Genomic DNA, 25,295 nt, shown 5'->3' with positions numbered 1-25,295 from the left:
ACATTTGCGTCAATAACCGGCACCACGGGCACCACTTTGGGCCGCTTGGCGAAACGCATGCGTCATTAGTCCTGTCGTGGTGCTAGCAAAATATCTCCCTCCCCAGACTGCGTACTTATTCTCTTCTTCTTCGCCGAGCGCCAGCACGCCTGGGCATTTTCCGGCCGCAGCCACGGCACGCAGCGCATGTTCGATCGCCTGCTGCACCTCGGGCTCGCTCCAGCGATTTTCGTGCCCCATGTTATGGGCCAGATCATTCGGGCCCACAAAAACAGCGTCGACACCGTCTACGGCGGCAATCTCTGAGGCATTGGCGACGCCTTCGGGGGTTTCGATCATTACGACAAGCGCGATATGCTCGTTGCTCAATTTTGTGTGCGCAGGGCCACCAAAAGCGCCATAGCCGGCTGCACGCGTACTAAAGGCGCTGCCGCGTAGGCCGCTAACGCCGCTCCGTTGCGGATAACGAATTTTCTGCACAATGCTAGCAGCCTGTTTTGCGGTATCAACCATTGGTATTTGCACACCGCTGGCGCCCATGTCGAGAATGCGCGCAATATCCTGCTCGAAGCACCGCACAAGCGGTGGGATCCCGCTTGCTCTTGCTGCACGCAGCATGTGCTCGGTGATTTGGAGATCAGAGCTTCCATGCTCGTTGTCGATGACAATAAAGTCGAAACCGGCATAGGCACACATCTCGACGATGGCGGGTGACGGAAGGCCGTTGAAAACACCACGCAAGCGTTTTCCGCTACGCAGCATAGCAGGCAGACGTGTGTCAATTGGATGGAACTGATGCATCTTGAAATTCTCCTGGCAATTTCTCTCGATACCGGACTGCAAAAGGTAGCCCAGCTCGTCAGATGGTGTGTTTAAATTTTCGCCTCACTCGTCATGCCCGCTGGCGTAAGCGATGGGAAAGATCGATATGTCGCTCTTGCATACGGTTGCGTTTTTGATTTGCCTTTGGGTGGTGTCGATTATCTTGCTGGCGAATCGCTCCGCTTCGCCGTCCCTTGTCGCTCAGCGAGCTATGCGCATGCTGGCTCAGCGTCGGTGTGCACAGGATATGCAGCATGCTCGTCATTGCAGATTGGCGTACCGATCATCAAACCCACGAGCGAGTGGAGCGGCGTCAGACAGCCGGCACTCGTTGTAGAGACGGCAAGAGCATCACTCCCGAATCGCTGTAGCAAACGCCCGACCCCGCGCGGGTCCCATAGACGGGCTGCGCCACCGTTGCCTTTCACAGCTCCGTGCGGCGTAGGCATTTCGGTGCGAATCGCATGTCGAACAAATCTATAGCCGGGATGATTGGCGCAGACGTTGCGATGCGTATGGCGCGCCACGGCAAAGACCAGCTCGCGTGCAATCTCATTCTGAAAATGATACGCGGCGTAGTCATTTTCGAGCCATCGCATAGCCTCGCGTGAGTCGAGCCCACATGTCACGAGATACAGGTATGCTTTAACATCTCCTGCAGTCGATGGCTCTACATGGGGTGTCAGCAGCAGTGGTTCATCGCCGTGCATCAGGTCACGCAAAATTTCAGCAGCATTGACTTCGATGACAGCAGCGGCCGGCTTCGATAGCGTTCGCACACAGCGCAATGCCAATGCGAGGCATTCTGACAGTTGCTCATACGCGGCATCCGCTCCCTTGCGGACACGCTCGACGTCGCGGCGATGCGCCACGCGATCATGAGCCTGTGTCAAGATGTCGTCTCGATCGAAATCAATGTACATTCTCGTCTGCCTCCATATAACTGTGCGCCTGCTCGTCGGGCGCATCTTCAATCACCTCAGGCAAGTACAACGCCTCGATGAAATTACCCTCAAATGAATCAACGAGATTTAGTTCAACGATGCGAGGACGCAGATGTATCTCATGCATTACTTTCGCCCGCCCATAGTCCACTAAAGATAGATATGCGCCGGCTAGTGCACTATTTCCCATCACCACAAAGCGCTCCGTCGGCAGCCTGGGCAGCATTCCTATGCACATTGCGTTCTCAAGATTTATATGCCGTGCAAACCCTCCGGCAAGAAGGATGCTACGGACATTACCGAAAGACCGGCCCTCCTGTTCGAGTAATGTCTTGATGCCGGAGAAAATTGCTGCCTTCGCCTGCAAGATCTGTGCAATATCTGCCTCGGTGACTAGAATCTGCGAATCTTCGCTGCTCGTCGTGCGCCTGGTGAGCGCACAGGCGTGCACTGATTGACCAGCGATATCGAGTTTCACATGTCTATCGCATTCCTTGAGGCGGGCAACATCGAAGCGACCAGCCCGGTTGATTAGCCCCCGCTTGAAGCCTTCCGCGATAAAATCGATGATTGCGGAGCCGCAGACGCCTTTGGGTGGCGCGGCCTCGATGCACTCAATTGTAAACTCAAGATCCGGACCGATTTCGACGTGCGCAATTGCCCCTTTTGACGCACGACAGCCATGCAAGAGTCCCGCACCCTCGAAAGCAGGCCCGGCTGGTGTGGCGCAGCAAATAAGACCATTTCGATCCTTGAGCACCATTTCGGCATTGGTCCCGATATCGACAAGCAAGGTCCCGTCCGGGTGCGACTCCAAATCGGCAACGCAGATGTCTGCGGTAATATCACCACCGATATACCCACTTATCGCCGGGATTACCTCAACATGAGCGTCGGGATGTCCGTGCATGTGCAACTGACGTGCGGTCACCATCTCTGCGTGACGGACACATGGATTGAAGGGCAGCTTTCCAATGTTTGATACATCAAGGCCGAGTAACAGGTGAGCCATGACCGTATTACCGGCGATGACAAAAGACTTGATCTCATCCCGGGTGATACCTTCGGCATGGCACACGCTGTCGATAATAGGATTGATCGTATCAAGCACGACAAGGCGTTGCAGACGCTCGACATTTTGCACGGACTTGGCTGCCGAGATACGTGAAGCCACATCGTCGGCCATTTCTACCTGTTGGTTGTAACGTGCTGCATTCTGCAGTATGGCCCCTGTTTCCAAATTGATCAGCAAACCAACCACTGTCGTCGTGCCGATATCAATTGCCATTCCGTAGGAACACCCCTGGCTGTCGCCGCCTTCAAGGTCAAATACCTTCCAATGTTCCCCGAACGCCGCCAGGGTAACGTTTAACATCTGAGCGCCAGCACCAAGCAAGCGACACAGGCGTTTCGTCATGCTCAAGGGAACCACGATGGAATGCAAGCCGCTCAATCGCTGAATTTCATCAACCATTCGTTCCTGGTCGGAACGATGATCAGTCAGCGATGCTGCCCGTATGGCAACACAAATCTTTCTGATCGGCGGATTCACTACCAGGTTCGCCGGCAGATAAAACTCGTGCTCGATCGCGCCGCCAACCTCGATCAAAGAACGTGACGGTATGCGAACGACTGAGCGAGGTCCAACCAGCTTCGTGCAGCAGGCAAGCACGTTACGTGGATGAGAGGCCGAGGTGGATATCGGCTTGCCTGCAACCGTCACCTCTCCTTCCTCAAGAACGACCTTGCAGCCGCCGCACGTCCCCTCGCCGCCGCATCGCTTATTTAGGAAATATCCGTGGTCATGCAATATCTGGTCAAGCTCGAGGCGGTTGACTTCGTCGATCACCAGCTCGCTATCGAATGTCTTAACGGTCAGTTCCATGGCTATGGCCTCGCAGTATCAGCGCTGTTGACGGCAGGCCACGTTAGGCGGCGATGCCAATACAATCTTTCACGGCGCGTACGGCGTCGGTGGCATCCCGCCCGAATCCCGCCGCACCAATCTCATCGGCATAGTCCTGCGTGATCACCGCCCCGCCCACCACAACCTTCACGTCTTCACGGGCGCGGAAATGTTCGATCACCGTTCGCATTTCGTCTTTGGTCGTCGTCAGCAATGCACTCAGGCATACCACTCGTGCGCCGCGCTGTACCGCGTCATCGAACTGCTCCACTTCGACGTCAACACCCAGGTCCTCGACTTCGAAACCAGCCCCTTTAAGCATCATCACCACCAGGTTCTTCCCGATATCATGCAGGTCGCCCTTGACTGACCCGATGCACACTTTGGCGATCGGTTCGTAGCCCGCATTCGCAAGGATCGGCTCAATGATGTCGATTCCACCCTGCATGGCGCGCGCTGCCACCAGCATCTCCGGCACGAAAATGTCATTGCGCGAAAAGCGCTCGCCTACTTCGCGCATGGCCGGAATCATCACTTCGTTCAGAAGCGAGACCACGTCCCCGTCCGCGTCAACCGCACCCTGGACAATCGCAATCACCGTCTTGCGATCACCCTTACAGATCGCGTTGAACAGCGCATCTCTATCAATCACGTCCTCTTCCTTTCGCAGATATTCAGCTTGCCAGGACAGCCCCGCAGCATTGATCCTCAATCACCGCGGTAAAGCTGTTGAATTCGCAGAATTGCATCGATTCCGTCCAGCTCAAGCGACTCGCAAACACCACGCATCACCAGGTTGTCGTCTGGTAGACGCTCATAGTCCCTCCCCGGTGTCCCAAGCACGGTATCTAGACCAAATGGCGTCGTCAACGTAAGGAATGCCGACTCAATTTGCGACTTAAGAGGACTTCCATCGATAGCTTTCGTCGGGAGCATGATGCTAATGTTCGACAGACCTACTGACATGTGAACTCCCTTCAACTCCTTGTCGCTTCCGATGGCGCGGATGGCGTCGACGGCCATGCGAGTCAAGCCTTCCATATCAGCACCGATCGGCCCGACAGAAACATCGACGAACAAATCATCAATAGTAAGGCCGGCGTTAGTGTCTAGAATTTTTCGGGCCATACGCCTTGCCGTTTCATGCACTTCTTGTGCTGTCTTGTTCGCAATTCTTTTGCCATTCTGTTCGCGCTCGGATGCCATCAATACAAAGCGACATGGAGCAATCTTCAACAGATCCAGCATTTCCCATCGCAATTCCGATATCGAGTTAACGATCGGAAGCTGCCCGACTGCTTTCTCTCGGTCGTACGCCTTCAAGCAGCGCGCCTGCACGTCGGCATTTGGAAAATCAAAAGACAGCGGCACCGATACGACCTGCTGCACAGCCTTGATCACCTCAGTCATGAACTCTGGCCTGGTGACGGCTTTGTCGCCGATATTGATGTTGATGTAGCTGGCGCCGTTTCGCACCTGCTCGGCAGCGAGAGCTTGAATTCCGGCGACATTCTCGCTATCGAATAAGAGCTTGCTGCTCTTAAATCCCGGATTGATACGTTCGCCGATAATTTTCAAATTTTCGAAGGCCATGTGCTGAATCAGAATGTTGAGATTGGTTGCGCGGAACGAAGAAGTTCACATACAGCTAGCGTTGTGATCGCACCCTCGCTGAGAGTGAACCCCACATGGTCGCCCTTGTTGGAAAAGGCCACGGAACGCGTGGCTCAGGCTCTCGCTTGCTTCGTGGCGATGTATTTGCATTTTTTGTCTGAAATCAACTGAAATTTCATTCGGCTGCGGCGTTTTTATTTCATTGCAGACGTATGCAATTCTGCTCCTCGAGTTTTTTTGTGTCAACCATTTTTTCGACGTTGTTTTTCGATTTACAAGCTTATGCGAGAAGCTTTAGTTGAAGAGCGAAACTAATTAATTCCAGCTGCATTCGTATGCAGCCTCGTTTCAAATGGATTCTTCTGCGCCTCATTGCCTCCGCACGAAGGCCATCGAAACGGCCGGGGCAATCACACATAAGTCGGGAGTTCAATAAATTGACGAATAGACGTGATGGCGCTTTGAGGCGGGCAGAGAGGCGAGAAAAGTAGGCGGTCGCTCCGAGGCACCTTGCAGATTCTGCGCGTAGTTTCCGCCCCGTAGACCAGCCACAAAAAGCCCCGGAAACCACTGAGACACTCAAATCATGCGACGTCGCCGAGTGAGCCTATCGACCCGGATAACCTGCCGTCATAGCCAGGGAGTTCATTAACAATTGTGCGAAAACGCGCACTACATATGACCTTTAATGCTTCAGCCAGCAGCGGCTGCTCGAGACTGTTTCGGTTGCAGGCAAAGAAATACCGCTCGCGTGCAACCGGAAGGAAGTCCAAACCGAAATGGCGTGCGGCGGCCTCGACACCGAAGCCGACGTCGGCCATGCCACTTGCTACATAGGCAGCCACTGCGGCGTGCGTCAGTTCGGCGCTTTCATAACCATCGATCTCTCCAGGACTCACGCCATACTTACCCAGCAGTAGTTCGAGCAGCGCTCGCGTGCCAGAGCCCGCCTGCCGATTAACGAAACGCAGATCTCTGCGCGCCAAGTCCGCGATTGCATGGACCTTCTTCGGGTTGCCTTTGGCGACAAATAAGCCCTGCGTGCGGTAGGCGAGGTGAATGAGCGCGTGCTGTTTCGCATCGAGCCATTTCAGATATGGATTGGCAGCCGCCTGTTTGAATTCGCCGAGCGGCAGATGAAATCCGGCCAGATCACATTCCGACCGCGCCAGTGCTGCGACCGCTTCGGTGCTACTGCGGTATTTCAGGTCGACCGAAACCTCCCTGCCGGCAAGCTGCTTGATCAAGGCATCGACCGCGAATCCGTGTGATGCGGTAATCCGCAATGCCGGCGCATGGTTGGTGATCAGGGCTTCCAGCTCGCGCTCCAGTTCGGATGCGAGGCTATCGAGCGATGGCGACAGGCGTGCCGCGATACGCTTGTCGGCCCAGATCAGCTTCTCAGCCAGCGGCGAAATCGCCGTCCCTTTGCCGCGCACCTTCTGCACCAATGGTGTGCCGAATTGCGCTTCGAATTCCTTTAGCAGTCCCCACGCATGGCGATACGACAGGCCGATGGTCCGCGCGGCATTGCTGATGCTGCCCTCGTCGCGAATTTCGGACAGCAGCTGCAAGAGCGCGGGCAACGCGATGGCCACACCATCGGCTTTCTTGAGCATCCAGACTGGTCGGATTTCGATCTTCATATTTATGTAATTCGTATCATATTGAGTAGCAATTCTCCGCATGTTAGCCTCGTAGTATACAAAAATCATATACAACATATATGCATTTTGCTTCATATTTCGCAGCTCAACCAAGGACGACATTCCACGATCATGCGTCATGACGACATCGATATCAACCGCACAGTCCGCGCCGTTATTGAGGCCCATACCTCTACCCCAGGTCATCTCCTTCCGGCTTTGCATGCGATCCAGGATGAGCTTAGCTATATTCCTTCCGATGCAGTGATCATGCTCGCCGAAGCGTTCAATCTGTCGCGCGCCGAAGTGCATGGCGTGATCAGCTTTTATCACGACTTCTGCACTGCACCTTCTGCGAAACACGTCGTCCGCGTCTGCTGCGCGGAGGCATGCCAGAGTATGGGTAGCGACCGTTTGCTGGCCCGCGCAGAGAAAGGTACAAACAAAGATATTGCGGTCGAACAGGTTTACTGCCTCGGCCATTGTGCAGTGCCACCATCGGTCATGATCGACAACACGCCATATGCACATATGACGTGCGACAGGTTGGACAAGCTGATCAACAATCTCAAGGAGTCGACGTGACCATCACAATTTTCGTTCCGCGCGATTCGACCGCCATCGCACTTGGTGCGGATGACGTCGCCGCTGCCATTGCAAAGGAGGCATCGCGACGTGTCATCGACATTCGGGTCGTGCGCAACGGCTCGCGTGGGCTGTTCTGGTTGGAGCCGCTGGTCGAAGTGCAGACGGCTACCGGGCGCGTTGCATACGGCCCGGTCGGCGCGGATGATGTGACCGCGCTTTTCGATGCGAATTTCCAATATGGGAATTGCGGCCATCCGCGCTCCCTCGGACCTACGGAAGAAATTCCCTATTTGAAAAAACAGGAGCGCCTGACCTTTGCGCGTGTCGGCATCATCGATCCGCTATCTCTGTCCGATTATGAAGTGCACGGCGGCTATCGCGGATTGCGCAAGGCGCTGACTCTGGATACGGATGCTATCGTGCAGGCGGCCATCGATTCCGGTCTACGCGGACGCGGCGGCGCAGCCTTTCCTACTGGCATCAAATGGAAGACTGTGCGCGACGCGCAGGCATTGCAGAAGTACGTAGTTTGCAATGCGGATGAGGGCGATTCTGGCACCTTTGCTGATCGCATGATCATGGAGGGCGATCCTTTCGTGCTAATCGAGGGCATGACAATCGCCGCCATTGCGGTCGGCGCATCGAAGGGCTATATCTACGTGCGAAGTGAATATCCGCATGCCATTGCGACGCTCAACGCCGCCATCGCCGCCGCATACAAACGAGGCTTCCTTGGCACAAGCGTTCTGGGGTCAGGCATTGCCTTCGATCTTGAAGTCAGAAAAGGTGCCGGTGCCTACATCTGTGGCGAGGAAACAGCCTTGTTGGAAAGTTTGGAAGGCAAGCGCGGCGTAGTGCGCGCGAAACCGCCGCTGCCAGCGCTCGCAGGATTGTTCGGAAAACCCACTGTGGTCAACAACGTCCTGTCTCTGGCGACGGTGCCTCTGATTCTCGATAAAGGCGCCGCCTACTATCGTGATTTCGGAATGGGACGCTCGCGCGGCACGCTGCCAATCCAGCTGGCTGGCAACATCAAGCGTGGAGGGCTGATCGAAAAGGCATTTGGTATTACTTTAAGCGACATACTCAGCGATTACGGCGGCGGGTCCGCATCCGGCAGGCCCATCAAGGCAGTGCAGGTCGGCGGACCGTTGGGCGCGTACCTCCCCTCGTCGCAATGGCATACGCCACTCGATTATGAAGCGTTTGCTGCCATCGGCGCGGTGCTGGGGCATGGCGGCATCGTCGTCCACGACGATAGCGCGAACATGGCGAAGCTCGCGCGCTACGCGATGCATTTCTGCGCCGTCGAATCCTGCGGAAAATGCACGCCTTGCCGCATCGGATCGACACGCGGTGTCGAAGTCATCGACAGGATCATCGCGAATAAGGACCGCGCTGGGCAAACTGCAATTCTGCGCGACCTGTGCGACACCATGCTGCATGGCTCGCTTTGCGCGATGGGAGGAATGACACCCTACCCCGTGCTGTCCGCACTTGACAATTTTCCCCAGGATTTCAGGCAAGGGAGGTCCCGATGATCGAGACCATCGTCACCAGGGATCACGGCACACCTCGGCGCGGAGCGCTCAAGCAAGTCACGCTGGAGATTGACGGCGTGCAGGTCACCGTTCCGGCAGGAACCTCTGTAATGCGCGCTGCTGCCGAAAGCGGCATCGGCATCCCCAAACTTTGCGCAACAGACACGCTCGAACCTTTCGGTTCTTGCCGCCTGTGTCTGGTTGAGATCGCAGGATACAAGGGGTATCCGGCATCCTGTACGACACCGGTTGAACCCGGCATGAAAGTACGGACCCAATCAGGCACGCTGCAAGCCCTGCGCAAGGGCGTGATGGAATTGTACGTTTCTGATCATCCGCTCGACTGCCTCACCTGCCCCGCCAACGGCAACTGCGAACTGCAGGACATGGCCGGCGTGGTGGGTCTGCGCGAAGTACGTTATGGCCAAGGTGGTGCGAATCATTTTGACAGCAAAAAGGATGAATCGAACCCGTATTTTTCCTTCGATCCGGCCAAGTGCATCGTCTGCAACCGCTGCGTACGCGCCTGTGACGAAATCCAAGGCACGCTTGCGCTGACGATCTCTGGCCGTGGCTTCGACTCACGCGTATCGCCCGGCCAGGACCAACCGTTCATGGAATCCGAATGCGTGTCCTGCGGCGCCTGTGTCGAAGCCTGCCCGACTTCGACCTTGCAGGAAAAGTCTGTGATCTGGCTGGGCCAGCCGGAACACAAGACAGTCACCACTTGCGCCTACTGCGGCGTCGGCTGCTCGCTCACTGCGGAGATGAAAGGTACTGAAGTGGTTCGCATGGTGCCGACCAGAGACGGCAAGGCGAACGAGGGACATGCCTGTGTGAAAGGTCGATTCGCATGGGGTTACGCGACACACAAGGACCGTGTCACCACACCGATGATCCGCAAGAAAATCACCGATCCGTGGCGCGAAGTGTCATGGGAAGACGCGCTCGATTACGCCGCGTCGGAATTCAAGCGCATCCAGGCAAAATATGGCACAGATTCAATCGGTGGCATCGTGTCCTCCCGTTGCACGAACGAAGAAGGTTACCTGGTGCAGAAACTGGTACGCGCCGCCTTCAGCAACAACAATGTCGATACCTGCGCCCGCGTCTGCCATTCGCCCACGGGCTACGGCCTGAAACAGACGCTGGGCGAATCAGCCGGCACACAACCCTTCAAGTCGATCGAGCAATCGGATGTGATCATGGTGATTGGCGCCAATCCCACTGACGGCCATCCGGTCTTCGGGTCGCGTCTGAAAAAACGTCTGCGTCAGGGCGCCAAGTTGATCGTGATCGACCCGCGTCGCATCGACCTGGTGAAATCACCGCACGTCAAGGCCGAATATCATTTGCAGTTGAAACCCGGCACCAACGTCGCGATCATCAGCGCGATGGCGCATGTGATCGTGACCGAAGGTTTGCTGAATGAAGCGTTCATCGTCGAACGTTGCGAGGGAAAGTCGTTCAGCCAGTGGAAGGACTTCGTATCGCTGCCGGAGAACTCGCCGGAGGCGATGGAAGCAGTGACCGGTGTTCCGGCATCCCTGATGCGCGATACCGCCCGCTTGTATGCGACCGGCGGCAATGCGACGATTTACTATGGTCTCGGCGTGACCGAACATGCGCAGGGCTCCACGGCGGTAATGGGAATTGCGAATCTCGCGATGGCCACAGGCAATGTCGGCCGTGAAGGTGTCGGCGTCAATCCTTTGCGCGGCCAGAACAACGTGCAGGGTTCCTGCGATATGGGTTCCTTCCCGCATGAGCTTCCGGGCTATCGTCATGTGTCGGACACCACGGTCCGCGCGGAATTTGAAGCGGCCTGGGGCGTATCCATCCAGCCGGAACCAGGCCTGCGCATCAACAACATGTTTGACGCGGCGCTGGATGGCAGCTTCAAGGGCCTCTATTGCCAGGGTGAGGATATCGTGCAGTCGGACCCCAACACTAAGCATGTCGCGGCTGCACTGCAATCGATGGAATGCATCGTCGTGCAGGATATCTTCCTTAACGAAACGGCCAAGTATGCGCATGTCTTGCTGCCGGGCTCCTCTTTTCTGGAAAAGGACGGCACCTTCACCAACTCTGAACGTCGCATTTCTCGGGTCCGCAAAGTGATGCCTCCCAAGGCGGGCTATGCCGACTGGGAAGTGACAATCCAGCTCGCCAGACGTCTCGGCTATGACATGCACTATAGCCATCCTTCCGAAGTCATGGATGAAATCGCCAGTCTGACGCCGACCTTCAGCGGTGTCAGCTACGACAAGTTGGATCGCCTGGGCAGCCTCCAGTGGCCCTGCAACGACGAGGCGCCGGAAGGCACGCCGTTCATGCACGTGGGGCAGTTCGTACGCGGCAAGGGGCGTTTCATGATAACGAAGTACGTGGCCACCGATGAAAAAGTCACGCGCAAGTATCCGTTAATCCTTACCACCGGACGCACCCTCACCCAGTACAACGTCGGCGCACAGACACGTCGCACCGAGAACGTGCGCTGGTATGCGGAAGATCTCCTCGAAATTCATCCGCATGATGCAGAGGATCGTGGCATCACGAACCATGATTGGGTCAGCGTTCAGAGTCGTGCTGGGCAAACGGTACTGCGAGCACGGGTATCCGAACGGATGCAGCCTGGGGTGGTGTACACCACCTTCCATTTCCCCGAATGCGGCGCCAATGTGGTCACCACTGACAACGCCGACTGGGCCACCAGTTGTCCGGAATACAAGGTGACCGCGGTGCAGGTGATGCCGGCTCAACAACCTTCAGCGTGGCAGCAGGAATACTCGCGATTCAATCAGACACAACTTGCCTTGTTCGATGCAGCGTCCACCACTCAAGGCGGATGAGGTGCCAGGCTGCGTGGCAAAGTTAGCATATGCGAACTGGTGAATAAATTGTCGTTACGAGCAACAAGCCAAAGACGCTGAGAGGCTTGGGCCAAAAGGCATGCCGTTGGTTATTCCCGTGATAAATGAAAATACACGGACAAATGACCGTCGGCAAAGACGGCAGAATGAATCTACCCCACGTGTGTCAATGACGCGGAACACGGCAAACTCGATTCACCGCCTATCCTTCCAGAATACCGAAAGGCGGCAGGCGACTTGTAAAGGACGCTGTGGGTGGAGCGGGCAAAGGATGGTGGAAAAACCGAAGGCCAGTTGGTAATAAACCGGACAGGGATTCAAGATTTGTCCCGATCCGAAAGGATGCCCACGTTCACCGGGTGCCGCAGTCGCCAGACGGCTGCGACGATTCTGGTAGCGTTCGCGGAGCGGTTATCCAGGGTTCAGCAAGAGAGTAACCATCGGCGACGTAGATGGTTCGGCGTCCCTGCGATGAGAGTCAGGCAGTGTCGCTGGCGAAGACGAATGGAGGGGGAAACTCATCCACGAAATCGGTCTCGGCATCGAGACTTTTGTTGTGCTTGAGCCGTGCGCGGTGAAAGTCGCACGCACGGCTCTGAGGGGGCGGTGGCGCAGGGATGCGCTGCTGCTACCCGCCCATTTTTGTTTATCAGCGGGAACGCGAGCCCGACGCCAAAGGCCAGCCTCGTTGCAAGGGAAGCCGGCAGCCGACCCTGCAAGCCAGATTGGCCGATGCCACTACTTTTTGGCATACGTGACGCTTGAGCGATGATACAGCCAGGACAAAGGAAGCATTGCCGTTGCCACCGCTACTGCGGTTTGGCATAGCAGCGGCTTGCCCGTCGTGCCGATACACTGGGTGCTGATAGGTGACGTTTGAAGAAGTGCGGGCGCATCTGGGCATGGAAACGCAGCGGCAATGGTCGCCAGCGGCGATTGCCCGCATGACCCCGGCGATTCTGACACTGTATTCGATGGTGACACTTTCGACCAAACCCTTGTTCGAACAAGGCATCACGGCTATACGCGCGGCGGGCTGGTACGACAAGCGATGCGTGACCTTCTCCTATACGCTCGCCTTGGTGCGCCGCTATTTGTGGCACGTTCAAACTTTAGGTTCTTCACGGATTTCCGGAGAACGAGGCCTTGATCTTGAGGAAGAAGTAGCTGCTATCACGGTATCCGTAAGCCATGCGTTTCATGACCTTGATGCGGTTATTGATACCTTCAAGCTGGCCGGTATGCATCAGTCAGCGCATGCGTGCAAGGATGCCGCGCCAATAAGGGGCCAGTCGATCGGCGAATCGTCGTAATGGTTCGATGCCGCTCTCGCGCGCCTGTGCGTGCCAGGTGCGCCAGGCATGACGCCAAGGCTTTCCGCCAACCGGCTCCCACAGGTCCTTGAGGGCCGCTTTCATTACATACACAGTCATGAGTGCCTGATTGGCATTCAACAACTCTTGCAGGCGGGCCTTACCATCGGCTTGCAGATTCTCCTGATTGCGTAGCAGTAGCCAGCGCGCCTGCTTGATGACCTTGCTCTGCGGCCGGTCCTGCCTGAGCCGATTGGCTTCATCAACGCGCACCCGGTCGATCACCTCGCGGCCATATTTGGCAATCACATGAAACAGGTCGTAGACCACGCGCGCCTTGGGGCAATGCTGCTGCACTTCCAGGTCGAAGGCCGTGTTCATGTCCATGGCCACCGCTTCGATCTTGCCGCAACGCTCCTTGCCCAGCCACTCGAAAAATGGCCGGATCGCTTCCCGGCTGCGGCCTTCGCCAATCCACAGCACGCGCCGGGTAGCAGCATCGAGCACCACTGTGGCATAGCGGTGCCCCTTGTACAGCGCAAATTCGTCCATTACCAAGCGCGTCGGTTCCGGTATCGGCAGCGCATCCACTTTCTCCTGCAGGCGCGCACGGTCGATCCGGCGCACCGTTTCCCAGTGCAGTCCGGTCAGTTCGCACACATGCGCAATCGGCAGCCGCGCGCACCAATGGGCGGCAAACTCGGCCAGACGATTGGTAATGCGGGCATGCCGGCCCAGCCAGGAAAGGCGCTCGGTACGCGGCCCGCACTCCGGGCAGCGCAACCGTCGCAGCCTGACCTTGAGCCAGACCGCCCGGCCAAACAGCGGCATGTCGCGTATCTGGCGCCAGGACGTCTCATGCACATAGGCGCAGTTGTGCCCGCAACCCGAACACACCATCGCCGCGTCCGGCCGCGGCTCCAGCCTGATCCGGACGATATCGTCCTGCACATCCAGCGAAGAAATGGAAAAACCTTCCCAGAACGGGAGGTCATGCGTAAGATCGGTCATGAGGGCAGTGTCTCGTCATTTCCTGATTGGTCGCACAACCAGTTTATCGACGTTTCACTGCCCTCCTTGTTTCTATTCGTTCACGTTAATCCGTGAAGAACCTATTTTTAGGGCCGGCTTGGGGGCATGCCAAAAAAACAAGAATGACGTTGTCACCAGCCAGGCAGAACGCGATCCTTCCGGCGGTTTACGTGGAGCCATCCGCCGCCCCGGCAAGTCAATCAAAGCACAACAACATGTCCTTTCCGGGGATCGATGCGGCCGGCATGCATTTCAGCGATAAGTGCCTGCGCGCCTGCGTAGCCGCGGGTCTCGGTGACTTCCATCCAGGGATTTTGCCGATCGCTGACGCGCCGGATGAAATCGAGCTGGGCCTCGTTGAAGCGCTGATTAACGACATCATGCCCCCAATCCTCGTTACGCTTGCGAATCTGCACTGGCGCAAAGTAGAAGCGCGGCTTCGGGCCGGGCAAAGCGGTGTCGCGCAAAAAATTCGTATTCTGTGCGGAGCCGGCAAAGCAGTCGTAAGTCAGCGCGTCGCCGAAATGATGATGTATTGTGGCGCGCAGCGTTTCATCACCGGAGAAATCCATGTACAGGGTCGGCGCGTCCTTGTTCATCATGGTCACCTCCTCATAGACAGCACTGCAGTGGTAGCACCCAAGGCTATCCACAAACGCCCGGTTGCCACGCGAAGTCAGTCCGATCAACTCGACATCGTATTTCTCATGCAGGCAAAACGCCGTGCCATACGCCGTCTTGCTCGACGCACTGGAAATGAGAATCTGCCGGGCCCCAAAGAACTTGTTATCCTGCAGAAAATCTGCGCCCATGAAAGAAGTGATGAACAAGGGGCGCACAATCATCTGGTAATTCTCGTTTTCTCGCACATAGGCGGGATCGTTACTGCAACGCGTGTATTGGTTATAGGCTGAAACCAGTGCTTGGCGATGTTTCGAGACATCATAGAACCCGCGCTTGCTCACTCGATCAGCCTGCATCTTGATATGGCTGGCAATCGGGAAATAGCCGTAAAAGCGCTCGCCGACTTCCACGCCTTCCGCTTCCGACAGGACCACCTCGGCAAATCCCCAGACAGGCATGTGCCCCCAGCCCTCGCAATGAGTCGGAAAAAATTCCCAATATTGCATCGCGTCGCCGAACGCCGCATAGGTGATATTGTTGGTCGTGATCGCGACGCGGTCGATCTTGAGCACCACCTCCCCCTCCTGCAGTGGCAGGAGGATCCGGGTGGAATCCACCCGGCTTTCGTTCAAGGCGTCCTTGCGGGTCAGCAGCCGTGTTACAGTCATTGCATCCGACATTTCGTTCTCCTTTTTCAGTCACAGGTCGATGTCTCCAATGTATCCGCGCCGCCCTTCCTCCGGGTTCGGAAATCAAAATGCCGGGCGAAAGACTCGGGTGAAGCCCCTGAAGCGACCATTACAGGCACGGGCAAAGTTCACCGTGCAGGCGATTTATGACGCCTTTGTTCGGATTTGGCGCACACACGGATGGGAAGGCGTCACGACGCGCGCAGTCGCTCTTGAAACCGGTGTATCGGTGGGGACCTTGTACGAATATTTTCCGAACAAGCATGCGCTGCTCTCGGGTTATGTGCGTCACTGCATCGATGTCTTGCTGGAGGAAATCGACAGACAAGTCATCGCGCCTCCCTCAGCGTCCTGGGAGCAGCGCATACACCGGCTAGTACGGCTCACCTGCGGCATCGACGTCGGCGAATTGCCCTATTTCGATTCCGAAATGCTCGCTCTTGAAAACCAGATTGCCGAGCAAAAGCATCATCGCCGCGTATATGACGAACTTTCTGTAAAGTGGATTGCGGCAATCGATGCGTGCACCGATCTTCCGCGGCGCGCCAGTCCCGATACCGTGAGGGCGCTGTACTTGTCCGTATGGGGAGGAAGACGCTATCTCTTGCTCATCGACCAGCAGGGTCTGACCGCCGCACAATGGGCGATCGAGATGGAGCGTCTTTGCCGAGCTGCGTTGCTACAGCCAGACAATCTGATTCCGGTTGAACACCAGGAGAAACGCAATACGCCTTAGCGGGGACAATCGAAATGGTAGACGCCCAGTTCTGCGCCATTCTCTTTTAGCTCAAGCTCGATGCTGCATTCCGAATTGCCCTGCACGCCCAGTGCCACGCGCCCCAGGGATGTAGGCGCCTTCGCCATGGCCTTGACCAGCCCCTGCTGACTGATACGGGACGTTCCGCCGCTACCTCGCTGAATCACGTCAAGACGGAAATTAATTTGCCTGTCGGTCACAGTCTTTACATAGGGAACCAGAAGGGTCTGCCCCATGTTGGCCTGTGTATCGAGCCAAACCTGCAAGTTTGCGTCAGCAGCCATCATGCCCTCCTTGAACTCAATGATATTGAAAGGCGAGCGAAAGTTCGCCCGCCTTTCTCTTTTCCTGCGTTAGAAAAGATTAGTGCTGCCAGACAGCGGCATGATTGGTATTGCCTGATTGGCTGATCGAAGCCACAAAGCCGTTACCAGTCTGCAGAATTGCTGCAGTGTTACGAGCAGCGAAGCTCGTGCCATCACCGTTCTGGACGATAGTGGCCAGGCTGCCATTGCCGGCTTGGGCGATGTTCGCATAGCTCCAGTCACCGGTCTGCGTGATATTGCCTGTCAGGGCATTACCGCCGGATTGGCCGATCAGCGCATCGTTGTTGTTCCCGCCCTGGCTGATTTGGGCCAAGGAATTGGACGCGCTGCTTTGCGTAATCGATGCAGTATTCAAAATACCATCCTGGCTCACGCTTGCGACATCGTTATAGCCGTTCGTTTGCGACACGTTAGCGGTGTTGTTGTCACCGTTTTGCGTCACAGACGCTTGGTACAAGCCTTGAACAGAACCGCCACCCGGGAATACCGTCCCGCCGCTTTGCTGGACAGTCGCGGCATTATTGTTGCCGGACTGGTTGATCGTCGCCGTGCTGGAATCAGCAAGACCACCCTGCGTGAGATTTGCGCTGTTGAACGAGCCAGCTTGCGTTACGTAAGCATTGCTGTACCACGTATCCGTTTGCAGCACGTTTGCCGTATTGCTGTGGCCGGATTGGGTGACCGTCGCGCTGCCGTCATGCGAACCGTTGTTTTGCGTGACATTTGCATTGTTATCGTTGCCCGACTGGGTCACGGTGGCGACCTGGTCGTGCGTTCCGATTTGATTGATCGTCGCGATGTCGTGGTAGCCATTGGATTGAGCAACGGTTGCAGTGTTATTGTAACCACCCGACTGCGTGATCGTGGCCTGATAGTTACCCTGGACAGAGCCGCCGCCCGGGAAAACCGTGCCGCCGGACTGGTCGATCGTTGCATTTTGGCTATTACCGGATTGGAAAACAGTCGCCGTGCTGGCATCAGCCAGAGGCCCCTGCGTCACGCTGGCGGTGTTCTGGGAATCGACTTGAGTCACCGACGCATGGCTGAACCAGGTGTTGGTTTGCACAACGTTCGCGGTATGACCTTCGCCGGACTGCGCCACAGTCGCGCTGCCTTCTTTTGATCCGATATTTTGCGTAATGGTTGCGTTTTGGTCGTTGCCGGACTGGTTGATCGTGGCGGCTTGATTCAATACCGAGTCCTGCGCGATGGCAGCGGCGTTGCCGGTGGTCAGACCATCCGTCTGGTTGATTGTCGCGCTGCCGTTGGTCGAATTGGTGGTACTCACCGATGCGGTCTGATTCGCGCCGCTTTGGTTCACGGAGGCGTTGTTGCCATTGCCGGACTGGATAACCAGAGAGCTCTGCGTGGCGCCGGTTTGCGACGTCGTTGCCAGGTTATTGTTGCCGGATTGGCTGGAAGCTGCGTTGCTGTTTGTGGCTGTGTCTTGAGTGATGCTCGCAGTATTGGCGTTGCCGCTTTGCTCAACGACGGCATTCACGGCGGTGCTGTTCGTTTGCAGGATGCCGGTTGCGACAGCCGGATCGCTCGGTGTTGCGCCGGGAACGCCGGCGATATTGCCGTTGCCGGTTTGCGTGATCGATGCGAATGCGCCCGCAGAGGCGTTTTGCTCGATGTAGGCCTCATTGCCCGTGCCGGTCGACGAGATGACCGCTTGCCCGAATGCCGGTGAAGCAGCATAAGCCATACCGATGGCCAATGCCAATGCTGTCAGTTTTGTTTTCAATTGCTTTCTCCTCTAAAGAAAAGGGCGGAAAAACTGGTGCGATCCAGTGCCCTTAATACTGGATCACTCTTGCTGCAAGACCGTTGCCGCGCTGCTGGATAGCGAGATTGGGGCTGAGTGCACCTTGCTGGACATTCACGAGATTGGAATTTCCGAGCTGTTCGACGGAGGCGCGATTTCCATCGCCGCCTTGTGACACGACGGCCTGATTTGCTCGGCCGGCCTGCGTCAGTTCAAACTCGTTGCCGCTGCCCGATTGAGTGAGGACGAATTGGTTCGCGTGACCAAGCTGCACGGTGCTCGCCTCATTGGCGACCCCGGTTTGACTAATCTGGCCGGAATGTGAAACTCCCTGCTGCCTGATGGCCGCTTCATTCTGCTCGCCGGTCTGTGCGATCCGCGCTTGCATGCCGTTGGCGCCGGCTACAGCGAGCTCCGAGACGCCCAGTTCTGATCCTGGGGCGAGATCCCCCGCGATTGCGCCGGTGTGCGCGCACATCAGCAAGAACGCCGCAGCGAAAATATGTGATCGAATCGTCGCCACACATTGTGTTTTCATGATTTGCCCTCCCTGTCTGTAGCGCTCTGTTCATGCCCCGCATCTTCAACCTGATTCAGGTAGTCGTTGTTTTGCTTGAGATAAGCCTGCAGGACTGGTGAATTCCAATCCTTCTCATCTTTCAGAGCCCATACCTTGTCTTTCAGACCTTGCACAGTAAGGTGCACAACAGCTGCCTCGATCGCTTCTCTTACGCACAGTTGGGAAGGCTCATTGCGGGTGTATCCGGCCTCGAGTTCAAGCAATTCCTTGAAATTCACAAACCGGAATACACCAGTGGAAAGCTCGTAGGAATAGATCGTCTTGGTTGTAGAAATGCTGTTGAGAATCTGGCCGGTCCGAATGTCGACGGCCCGCAGGTTGACCGTGACCTGGTCAACCCGGTACTGTGTCTTCCCCCCCACGCCGAGATAGCGTGCGCCGGCACCTCCGGTACGAACGTTGGTTTCGTATGCGACGATGCCGCCTTCGATCAGAACAGTGGCTGGCATGAGAGGTGGCAGGTGCACCGCCGGACTGCCCTTGTCCTGCGGGGTTTCCAGGGCACGAACGATCTTGCGCTCGGTGAGCAGGTTCTGCAGATTCTCGCGCTCCACCGGCGTGAACCAGCCGGAGTCCTTCAACGCCTTTACCAGCAACGATGCCGCGCCCTGCGTGACCGCTGTCGAAAACGAGCTGTCAGGTGAAGGCTTGTATTGCCCGGTCTGATCGCGGAAGCCATACACCGCGGCAACGACCTTGCCTTTCGGCTCGGGCAGCCGCGACAGGTCACGTGTGATTTTGGTCGCCGGCGCCAGTTGTGCGTTGGCTACCGGATTGGAGGGAGGCTGCATGGTGGTGCAACCGGAAAAAAACACCGTCATCAGCAGTGCCACCAGACACGATTTGCTGCTTCGCTTCGCGGGAAGAGCCGTCATTGCTGCCCCACTTGGAAGGAAGTCGTTGCACCGGTTACCCGATCGGTCGTCGTGACCTGCAACAGTCCACCGCCCAGATCGGAAATCTCAATCGAGAAATTTCCGGTGTTAATCGTTCCCGGGACGAGTTGACCGTTGGGGCCGATAATGTTCGAAGTTGCCGCAGATGCCAGCCGGCTTAGGACAGAACGCTCGAGAATATCGTTGAATTGTTGCAGTGAGTCTTGCTGCGTGCTCTTTGGCGGCGGAGGTGCGTCCGGGTCTTTCGTCTTGTTCTGTGCCTGTGCCGCATTAAGAAGCACCGAGCCGTTGAGGGGACTGCCCCCGAAACTCGGATTGACCGGTGTATAGACCAATTCACCGGCCTGCGCACAGCCAACTGTCAACAACATTGACGCAAGCAACATGGAATGCATCGCCATCGGCAATGCGATTTTCTTACCCTTCATGTCTCCCTCGCTTTTTATATTTCATCGGCGCCGAGATCCGCGTCGCGGAATAACAGACGCTCGACATCGATGTCAGTCACTTGCTGATATGCAATTTCCACTGCTTGATCGCTCAAGGCTCGGATGCCGGCGCGCCCGGTCGGAAGCTGGGCCTGAAATATCCGGCGTTGCGCGTATTCGATCCAAATCCGGGCTCCCCACCGTGCCGAGGGCCGTTCGTGGATGGAAATCGCATAACGCTCGCTGAGCGCCCGGTCGCGCCATCCCGCGACAAACTGCTGGTAAAAGTCCTGGCCGGCAACGGTAACCGTCTGGTTCACGACCACACCGCCATACATTTCCTGCAATGCGCGCCTCTCGGTCTGCGTGTCGCTACTAGACAGCGCCTGCGGTTCTGCCACGACTTGAGCGACGCCCAGAAATGACAGTGACACCAGCAGGAGTAGATGCAACAGCTTCATCAAATTGCTCCATCGGGGGGATATGGTGCGGCGGCGTGGTACGTTGCAATAAATTGCAAAATGAACAACGAAAGTAGCAGCAAAGATAGTTTTGTTTTTGATAATTGTCAATTGATTAATTCTTTGTACGAACTTTTTCTCGCTACAAGACGTCGTGGATGCGTATCAAGCAGCTTGCTTGAATGAAAGTTTTCGTCTGCCCGGTTCCGCGCCTTCGCCGAAAGCTTGGTGGGTGCCGGTGCTATAATGGCCGCCCCGTCTGCAACGAAACAGGGTGTGAGATGCGGCATCGACGCTTGCTCATGTTATTTTTATCTGCTGTCATGGCGCTCCCGGCGCTCGCGTTTGACCGACCGTTTCCGACCAACACCAAGCGAGGCACGATGAGTCCCGCCCCATATCCTCAAATCGAAATCGAGGGTAAAGCACGGCGGCTATCCCCCGGTGCGAGGATCTGGAACGAGGACAACCTGATCCAGATGCCTGCATCGCTTCGCGGCAGCAATTTTGTTGTCAATTACACCGAGAATGACCAGGGCGAAATCGATCGTGTCTGGATCCTGACTACTGACGAAGTGCGCCAGCCGCTCGCCAAACAAACGAATAGCCCGCCCCGATAATTCATGCCGAAAAAAGTATTTATCAAAACCTTCGGCTGCCAGATGAACGAGTACGACTCGGAAAAGATGGCAGACGTGCTGAATGCCGCCGAAGGCGTCGTCAAGGCCGAAACGCCGGAAGAGGCTGACGTGATCCTGCTGAACACCTGTTCCGTGCGCGAAAAAGCGCAGGAGAAGGTGTTTTCCGATCTCGGCCGCCTGCGCGAACTGAAGCTGACCAAGCCTGGGCTGGTGATCGGCGTCGGCGGTTGCGTGGCCTCGCAGGAAGGCGAAGCCATCATCAAGCGCGCGCCTTATGTGGACGTGGTGTTCGGTCCGCAGACATTGCATCGTCTGCCGGAGTTGATTCATCAACGCAAGGCCACCGGCCATGCACAGGTTGATATCAGTTTTCCGGAAATCGAAAAATTCGACCATCTGCCACCCGCGAAGGTGGAAGGTGCAACTGCGTTCGTTTCGATCATGGAAGGCTGCAGCAAGTACTGCAGCTATTGCGTGGTGCCGTATACCCGTGGCGAGGAAGTCTCGCGGCGCTTCGACGACGTGCTGGCGGAAGTGGCCGGCCTGGCAGAGCAAGGGGTGAAGGAAATCACGCTTCTTGGCCAGAACGTCAATGCCTACCGCGGCGCAATGGCGGACGGAGAAATCGCGGATTTCGCACTGCTGATCGAGTACGTCGCGGAGATCCCGGGCATCGAACGCATCCGCTTCGTCACAAGCCATCCCAAGGAATTTACGCAGCGCCTGATCGACACATACGCGAAAGTGCCGAAACTGGTCAACCATCTATACCTGCCAGTGCAGCATGGCTCGGATCGCATCCTGATGGCGATGAAACGCGGCTACACCGTGCTGGAATACAAATCGGTGATTCGGCGCCTGCGTGAAATCCGTCCGAACATTTCTGTCACAAGCGATTTCATTATCGGATTCCCTGGTGAAACGGAAGCGGATTTCGAATCATTGATGAAGCTGGTGAACGATATCGGCTACGACCACAGCTTCAGTTTCATATTCAGTCCGCGCCCGGGTACGCCGGCAGCAAACCTGCCGGACGACACACCGCATGAAGTGAAGCTCAAGCGCCTGCAACGTCTGCAGGAGGTCATCGAAGCCAACACGCTGGCAATCAGCCAGCAGATGGTCGGCAGCGTGCAGCGCATCCTGGTGGAAGGTCCTGCAAAGAAAAACCCGCAAGAGTTGCAGGGTCGCACGGAAAACAATCGCGTCGTCAATTTCGACGGTGGGCCGAATGCGAAACGCCTCATCGGCCAGTTGCTCGACGTGAGCATCGTGCACGCCTATCCGCACTCCCTGCGCGGAGAACTTGTCATCAAACAGTGAATCTGAAGAGAGTCGACTCAACTTTTGAAAACCAAAATTCCTGCCCAGCCACAACATTTCATTCCGGAACCGCTGGATAACAAGCGGCTTGCACACTTGTGCGGACCGATGGATGAAAATCTTCGCCAGATTTCTGCGGCACTTGACGTCACCATCTTTCGCCGCGGTGAAAAATTCATCATCAGCGGCAGCAACGCGCCACGCGCGGTCGAATTGCTGGAAAATTTTTATCAAATTGCCGATAAGACAATTTCGGTTGAAGACGTTCAACTGGCGCTGGTGGAACAACGCGCGGTAAGCCAGGAAAGCGATGCTGAAGCAAAAAACGAAGAAGAGCTCGAGGAAGTCGGCCCGGCGCTGAAGACCCGCAAGCATGATTTGCGCGGCCGCACTCCGCATCAGAATCAGTACCTCAAATCCATCCTTGAACACGATGTCACCTTTGGCGTCGGTCCTGCGGGTACGGGCAAGACCTATCTTGCCGTGGCATGCGCAGTCGATGCGCTGGAGCGCGATGCAGTCAAGCGTATTGTCCTGACACGGCCAGCGGTGGAAGCCGGCGAACGACTCGGCTTTTTGCCAGGCGACCTGACCCAGAAAGTCGATCCCTACCTGCGCCCCCTGTATGACGCGCTGTACGATTTGCTTGGCTTCGATCGGACGCAGAAGATGTTCGAGAAGCAAGTGATTGAAATCGCGCCGCTGGCCTACATGCGCGGGCGTACCTTGAACCATGCATTCATCATTCTCGACGAAGCGCAGAATACGACGCCGGAACAAATGAAGATGTTTTTGACCCGCATTGGTTTTGGCAGCAAGGCCGTCGTGACCGGCGACGTGACGCAGATCGATCTGCAGCGCACGCAGAAGAGCGGCCTGGTCGACGCTGTTCAGATTCTCAAGAACGTGCGCGGCATTGCCTTCACTCACTTTACAAGCGCCGATGTCGTGCGTCATCCCTTGGTTGCGCGCATCGTTGACGCCTACGAGGCCGCCACTTCCCCCAAAAGCGCATCCACAAGAAATGCCGCCCAAAAATAAACTTTCCTTGTCCGTCCAGTATCCGGATCCACGTCTGAAAGAAATCGTTCCACGCAACAAGCTTCGGCAATGGGTGCAGGCCGCATTGTTTGCGCCTGCGGAACTGACGATTCGTTTTGTGGATGCCGAGGAAGGCAGAGTCCTTAATCGCGATTATCGGGAAAAGGATTACGCCACCAATGTGCTCACCTTTGCCTACACGGAAGACGAAGACAGCGAGGTAACGCAGGCCGACATCATTTTATGCACCGATGTGTTGCAGCGCGAAGCCGCGGAACAAAAGAAGTCCGTGGAAGCACACACCGCGCATCTCGTGGTGCATGGCGTGCTGCACGCGCAAGGATATGATCACGAGACAGAAGAAGAAGCTGCCGAAATGGAGCAGCTCGAGATTGAAATTCTGGCAAGCCTTGGCGAAGCCAATCCCTACAATTGATATTGGATCTTGAACAAGATGCGCGTCCGGCTTTTTTGAGTTTCGACGCGCATTTGTTGTATGCTATACCCAACTCCAACGACGGCTTCCCGCCATATGCAAGATCACCCTAGTGGTGCCAACAAGTTCATTGACACCAAACCGCACCGGTCATTGTTTGAACGCCTGACCGCACTCATTTCCCCCGAACCTGAAAATCGCGCCGAGCTTCTCGAGATTCTGCACGAGGCGCATGAACGCAATCTGATCGACGCCGACGCACTGTCGATGATCGAAGGCGTGTTCCAGGTATCCGACTTGTCCGCACGCGACATCATGGTGCCGCGCCCGCAGATGGACGTCATCGATATCACCAAGCCCATCGAGGAATGGCTGCCATCGGTGCTGGAGACCGCACACTCGCGCTTTCCGGCGATTGATGGTGATCGCGACAAGGTGGTCGGCATTTTGCTGGCGAAGGATCTGCTGCGCTACTATGCGGAGGAATCCTTCGAGGTGCGCGACATGCTGCGTCCGGCGGTGTTCATTCCGGAGTCCAAGCAACTGAATGTGCTGCTGCGCGACTTTCGTGCCAATCGCAACCACATGGCCATCGTGGTCGATGAATATGGCGGCGTTGCCGGCCTGATCACGATCGAAGACGTGCTGGAGCAAATCGTCGGCGATATCGAAGACGAGTATGATTTCGACGAGGAAGAGGACAACATTCTTCCGGTCCGCGACGGTGCACGCGGACTGCGCTGGCGTATCAAGGCGCTGACCGAAATCGGGCAGTTCAATGAATCGCTCGGCACGCATTTTTCGGATGAGGATGTCGACACGATAGGCGGACTGGTCGCCAATCATCTCGGCCGCGTGCCGCGCAAAGGTGATGTGTTCGATATCGACGGCTTGCGCTTCGAAGTGCTGCGCGCCGATGCGCGGCAGGTGCATGTGCTGCTCGTGGAAAAAATTCCGGAGCAGGAAGCGGAAGCTGCTTCCTGACGTGGGGCGGTGCGCGTGCCGATTGATTCGGCGCGCGGATTGGCCGGCCCGCCAACGTCTGA

Annotated in this window: 22 protein-coding genes and 1 pseudogene; 9 read left to right on the top strand and 14 right to left on the bottom strand. The window is 56.4% G+C overall.

What is annotated here, in order from left to right; genetic code table 11:
• Nucleotides 1-9 precede the first annotated feature (9 nt).
• The 6 genes from E6W33_RS19090 to E6W33_RS19065 all read right to left on the bottom strand — a co-directional run bounded on the left by E6W33_RS19090 (nucleotide 10) and on the right by E6W33_RS19065 (nucleotide 6,905).
• Nucleotides 10-801, bottom strand: a complete 792-nt coding sequence (locus tag E6W33_RS19090; protein ID WP_136418905.1) for an aldolase/citrate lyase family protein — start codon at nucleotides 799-801, stop codon at nucleotides 10-12.
• 230 nt (nucleotides 802-1,031) lie between these two features.
• Entirely contained in the window at nucleotides 1,032-1,745 is a 714-nt protein-coding gene (locus E6W33_RS19085; RefSeq protein ID WP_136418904.1) for a hypothetical protein, read from the bottom strand.
• Nucleotides 1,735-3,651, bottom strand: a complete 1,917-nt coding sequence (locus tag E6W33_RS19080; RefSeq protein WP_136418903.1) for an ASKHA domain-containing protein — start codon at nucleotides 3,649-3,651, stop codon at nucleotides 1,735-1,737. Before E6W33_RS19080 ends, E6W33_RS19085 begins: the two co-directional genes overlap by 11 nt.
• Before the next feature lie 43 nt (nucleotides 3,652-3,694).
• Entirely contained in the window at nucleotides 3,695-4,324 is a 630-nt protein-coding gene (locus tag E6W33_RS19075) for a cobalamin-dependent protein (protein WP_136418908.1), read from the bottom strand.
• 56 nt (nucleotides 4,325-4,380) lie between these two features.
• Nucleotides 4,381-5,265, bottom strand: coding sequence for a dihydropteroate synthase (locus E6W33_RS19070; protein WP_136418902.1), 885 nt, complete (start codon nucleotides 5,263-5,265; stop codon nucleotides 4,381-4,383).
• Between the two features lie 605 nt (nucleotides 5,266-5,870).
• On the bottom strand, nucleotides 5,871-6,905 hold the full coding sequence (locus E6W33_RS19065) for a substrate-binding domain-containing protein (protein ID WP_247869705.1): 1,035 nt from the start codon (nucleotides 6,903-6,905) through the stop codon (nucleotides 5,871-5,873).
• A gap of 159 nt (nucleotides 6,906-7,064) precedes the next feature.
• Here E6W33_RS19065 and E6W33_RS19060 point away from each other — a divergent pair, with 159 nt between their 5' ends.
• The 3 genes from E6W33_RS19060 to fdhF are packed head-to-tail and all read left to right on the top strand — an operon-like array spanning nucleotide 7,065 to nucleotide 11,913.
• Complete coding sequence (locus tag E6W33_RS19060; protein WP_136418900.1) at nucleotides 7,065-7,517, top strand: NAD(P)H-dependent oxidoreductase subunit E; 453 nt, start codon at nucleotides 7,065-7,067, stop codon at nucleotides 7,515-7,517.
• Nucleotides 7,514-9,061, top strand: a complete 1,548-nt coding sequence (locus E6W33_RS19055; RefSeq protein ID WP_136418899.1) for a formate dehydrogenase beta subunit — start codon at nucleotides 7,514-7,516, stop codon at nucleotides 9,059-9,061. Before E6W33_RS19060 ends, E6W33_RS19055 begins: the two co-directional genes overlap by 4 nt.
• On the top strand, nucleotides 9,058-11,913 hold the full coding sequence (fdhF, locus tag E6W33_RS19050; RefSeq protein ID WP_136418898.1) for a formate dehydrogenase subunit alpha: 2,856 nt from the start codon (nucleotides 9,058-9,060) through the stop codon (nucleotides 11,911-11,913). Before E6W33_RS19055 ends, fdhF begins: the two co-directional genes overlap by 4 nt.
• A 1,142-nt stretch (nucleotides 11,914-13,055) precedes the next feature.
• On the opposite strand, the pseudogene E6W33_RS19040 reads toward fdhF, so the two are convergent.
• Together E6W33_RS19040 and E6W33_RS19035 are read right to left on the bottom strand one after the other, a co-directional pair.
• A pseudogene (locus tag E6W33_RS19040) lies at nucleotides 13,056-14,258 on the bottom strand (ISL3 family transposase).
• Between the two features lie 221 nt (nucleotides 14,259-14,479).
• Nucleotides 14,480-15,583 (bottom strand): DUF2855 family protein, encoded by a 1,104-nt coding sequence (locus E6W33_RS19035; RefSeq protein WP_247869698.1) that lies wholly within the window; start codon nucleotides 15,581-15,583, stop codon nucleotides 14,480-14,482.
• A 97-nt stretch (nucleotides 15,584-15,680) separates the two neighbouring features.
• On the opposite strand from E6W33_RS19035, the gene E6W33_RS19030 reads away from it, so the two are divergent.
• Entirely contained in the window at nucleotides 15,681-16,328 is a 648-nt protein-coding gene (locus E6W33_RS19030; RefSeq protein WP_247869697.1) for a TetR/AcrR family transcriptional regulator, read from the top strand.
• Here E6W33_RS19030 and csgH read toward each other — a convergent pair.
• The 6 genes from csgH to E6W33_RS19000 form a co-directional block, all read right to left on the bottom strand.
• Nucleotides 16,325-16,636, bottom strand: a complete 312-nt coding sequence (gene csgH, locus E6W33_RS19025) for a curli-like amyloid fiber formation chaperone CsgH (RefSeq protein WP_136418895.1) — start codon at nucleotides 16,634-16,636, stop codon at nucleotides 16,325-16,327. The genes E6W33_RS19030 and csgH overlap by 4 nt on opposite strands.
• A gap of 76 nt (nucleotides 16,637-16,712) precedes the next feature.
• Nucleotides 16,713-18,401 carry a hypothetical protein gene (locus tag E6W33_RS19020; protein ID WP_136418894.1) on the bottom strand — a complete coding sequence of 563 codons (1,689 nt, stop codon included), beginning with the start codon at nucleotides 18,399-18,401 and terminating at the stop codon, nucleotides 16,713-16,715.
• A 73-nt stretch (nucleotides 18,402-18,474) separates the two neighbouring features.
• On the bottom strand, nucleotides 18,475-18,981 hold the full coding sequence (locus E6W33_RS19015; protein WP_136418893.1) for a hypothetical protein: 507 nt from the start codon (nucleotides 18,979-18,981) through the stop codon (nucleotides 18,475-18,477).
• The gene (locus E6W33_RS19010) at nucleotides 18,978-19,898 is read right to left on the bottom strand and encodes a CsgG/HfaB family protein (protein ID WP_136418892.1); all 921 of its coding nucleotides are present in this window, start codon (nucleotides 19,896-19,898) and stop codon (nucleotides 18,978-18,980) included. Before E6W33_RS19010 ends, E6W33_RS19015 begins: the two co-directional genes overlap by 4 nt.
• A complete protein-coding gene (locus E6W33_RS19005; protein WP_247869696.1) occupies nucleotides 19,895-20,347 on the bottom strand; it encodes a curli assembly protein CsgF in 453 nt (150 codons plus the stop codon). Before E6W33_RS19005 ends, E6W33_RS19010 begins: the two co-directional genes overlap by 4 nt.
• A gap of 14 nt (nucleotides 20,348-20,361) precedes the next feature.
• Entirely contained in the window at nucleotides 20,362-20,919 is a 558-nt protein-coding gene (locus E6W33_RS19000; RefSeq protein WP_136418891.1) for a CsgE family curli-type amyloid fiber assembly protein, read from the bottom strand.
• A gap of 71 nt (nucleotides 20,920-20,990) precedes the next feature.
• Between E6W33_RS19000 and E6W33_RS18995 the strand changes: the two genes are divergently transcribed.
• The 5 genes from E6W33_RS18995 (at nucleotide 20,991) to E6W33_RS18975 (ending at nucleotide 25,233) form a co-directional block, all read left to right on the top strand.
• A complete protein-coding gene (locus E6W33_RS18995) occupies nucleotides 20,991-21,428 on the top strand; it encodes a hypothetical protein (protein ID WP_247869695.1) in 438 nt (145 codons plus the stop codon).
• A 3-nt stretch (nucleotides 21,429-21,431) separates the two neighbouring features.
• Complete coding sequence (gene miaB, locus E6W33_RS18990) at nucleotides 21,432-22,772, top strand: tRNA (N6-isopentenyl adenosine(37)-C2)-methylthiotransferase MiaB (protein WP_136418890.1); 1,341 nt, start codon at nucleotides 21,432-21,434, stop codon at nucleotides 22,770-22,772.
• A gap of 24 nt (nucleotides 22,773-22,796) precedes the next feature.
• Nucleotides 22,797-23,813 carry a PhoH family protein gene (locus E6W33_RS18985; RefSeq protein WP_136418889.1) on the top strand — a complete coding sequence of 339 codons (1,017 nt, stop codon included), beginning with the start codon at nucleotides 22,797-22,799 and terminating at the stop codon, nucleotides 23,811-23,813.
• Entirely contained in the window at nucleotides 23,797-24,249 is a 453-nt protein-coding gene (gene ybeY / locus E6W33_RS18980; RefSeq protein ID WP_136418941.1) for an rRNA maturation RNase YbeY, read from the top strand. Before E6W33_RS18985 ends, ybeY begins: the two co-directional genes overlap by 17 nt.
• Nucleotides 24,250-24,345: 96 nt before the next feature.
• Entirely contained in the window at nucleotides 24,346-25,233 is an 888-nt protein-coding gene (locus tag E6W33_RS18975) for a transporter associated domain-containing protein (protein ID WP_136418888.1), read from the top strand.
• Nucleotides 25,234-25,295 lie beyond the last annotated feature (62 nt).

It is taken from the genome of Herbaspirillum sp. ST 5-3, assembly GCF_004804275.1.
Taxonomy (GTDB): Bacteria; Pseudomonadota; Gammaproteobacteria; order Burkholderiales; family Burkholderiaceae_D; genus Noviherbaspirillum.
This window is presented reverse-complemented; position numbering and strand designations above follow the sequence as displayed.

Bases quoted from the DNA above. Each gene is read 5' to 3' on its own strand.
- E6W33_RS19090 (WP_136418905.1), bottom strand. From the start codon at position 801: ATGCATCAGTTCCATCCAATTGACACACGTCTGCCTGCTATGCTGCGT.
- E6W33_RS19085 (WP_136418904.1), bottom strand. From the start codon at position 1,745: ATGTACATTGATTTCGATCGAGACGACATCTTGACACAGGCTCATGAT.
- E6W33_RS19080 (WP_136418903.1), bottom strand. From the start codon at position 3,651: ATGGAACTGACCGTTAAGACATTCGATAGCGAGCTGGTGATCGACGAA.
- E6W33_RS19070 (WP_136418902.1), bottom strand. From the start codon at position 5,265: ATGGCCTTCGAAAATTTGAAAATTATCGGCGAACGTATCAATCCGGGA.
- E6W33_RS19065 (WP_247869705.1), bottom strand. From the start codon at position 6,905: ATGCTCAAGAAAGCCGATGGTGTGGCCATCGCGTTGCCCGCGCTCTTG.
- E6W33_RS19060 (WP_136418900.1), top strand. From the start codon at position 7,065: ATGCGTCATGACGACATCGATATCAACCGCACAGTCCGCGCCGTTATT.
- fdhF (WP_136418898.1), top strand. From the start codon at position 9,058: ATGATCGAGACCATCGTCACCAGGGATCACGGCACACCTCGGCGCGGA.
- E6W33_RS19035 (WP_247869698.1), bottom strand. From the start codon at position 15,583: ATGTCGGATGCAATGACTGTAACACGGCTGCTGACCCGCAAGGACGCC.
- csgH (WP_136418895.1), bottom strand. From the start codon at position 16,636: ATGATGGCTGCTGACGCAAACTTGCAGGTTTGGCTCGATACACAGGCC.
- E6W33_RS19015 (WP_136418893.1), bottom strand. From the start codon at position 18,981: ATGAAAACACAATGTGTGGCGACGATTCGATCACATATTTTCGCTGCG.
- E6W33_RS19010 (WP_136418892.1), bottom strand. From the start codon at position 19,898: ATGACGGCTCTTCCCGCGAAGCGAAGCAGCAAATCGTGTCTGGTGGCA.
- E6W33_RS19005 (WP_247869696.1), bottom strand. From the start codon at position 20,347: ATGAAGGGTAAGAAAATCGCATTGCCGATGGCGATGCATTCCATGTTG.
- E6W33_RS18995 (WP_247869695.1), top strand. From the start codon at position 20,991: ATGAAAGTTTTCGTCTGCCCGGTTCCGCGCCTTCGCCGAAAGCTTGGT.
- miaB (WP_136418890.1), top strand. From the start codon at position 21,432: ATGCCGAAAAAAGTATTTATCAAAACCTTCGGCTGCCAGATGAACGAG.
- ybeY (WP_136418941.1), top strand. From the start codon at position 23,797: ATGCCGCCCAAAAATAAACTTTCCTTGTCCGTCCAGTATCCGGATCCA.
- E6W33_RS18975 (WP_136418888.1), top strand. From the start codon at position 24,346: ATGCAAGATCACCCTAGTGGTGCCAACAAGTTCATTGACACCAAACCG.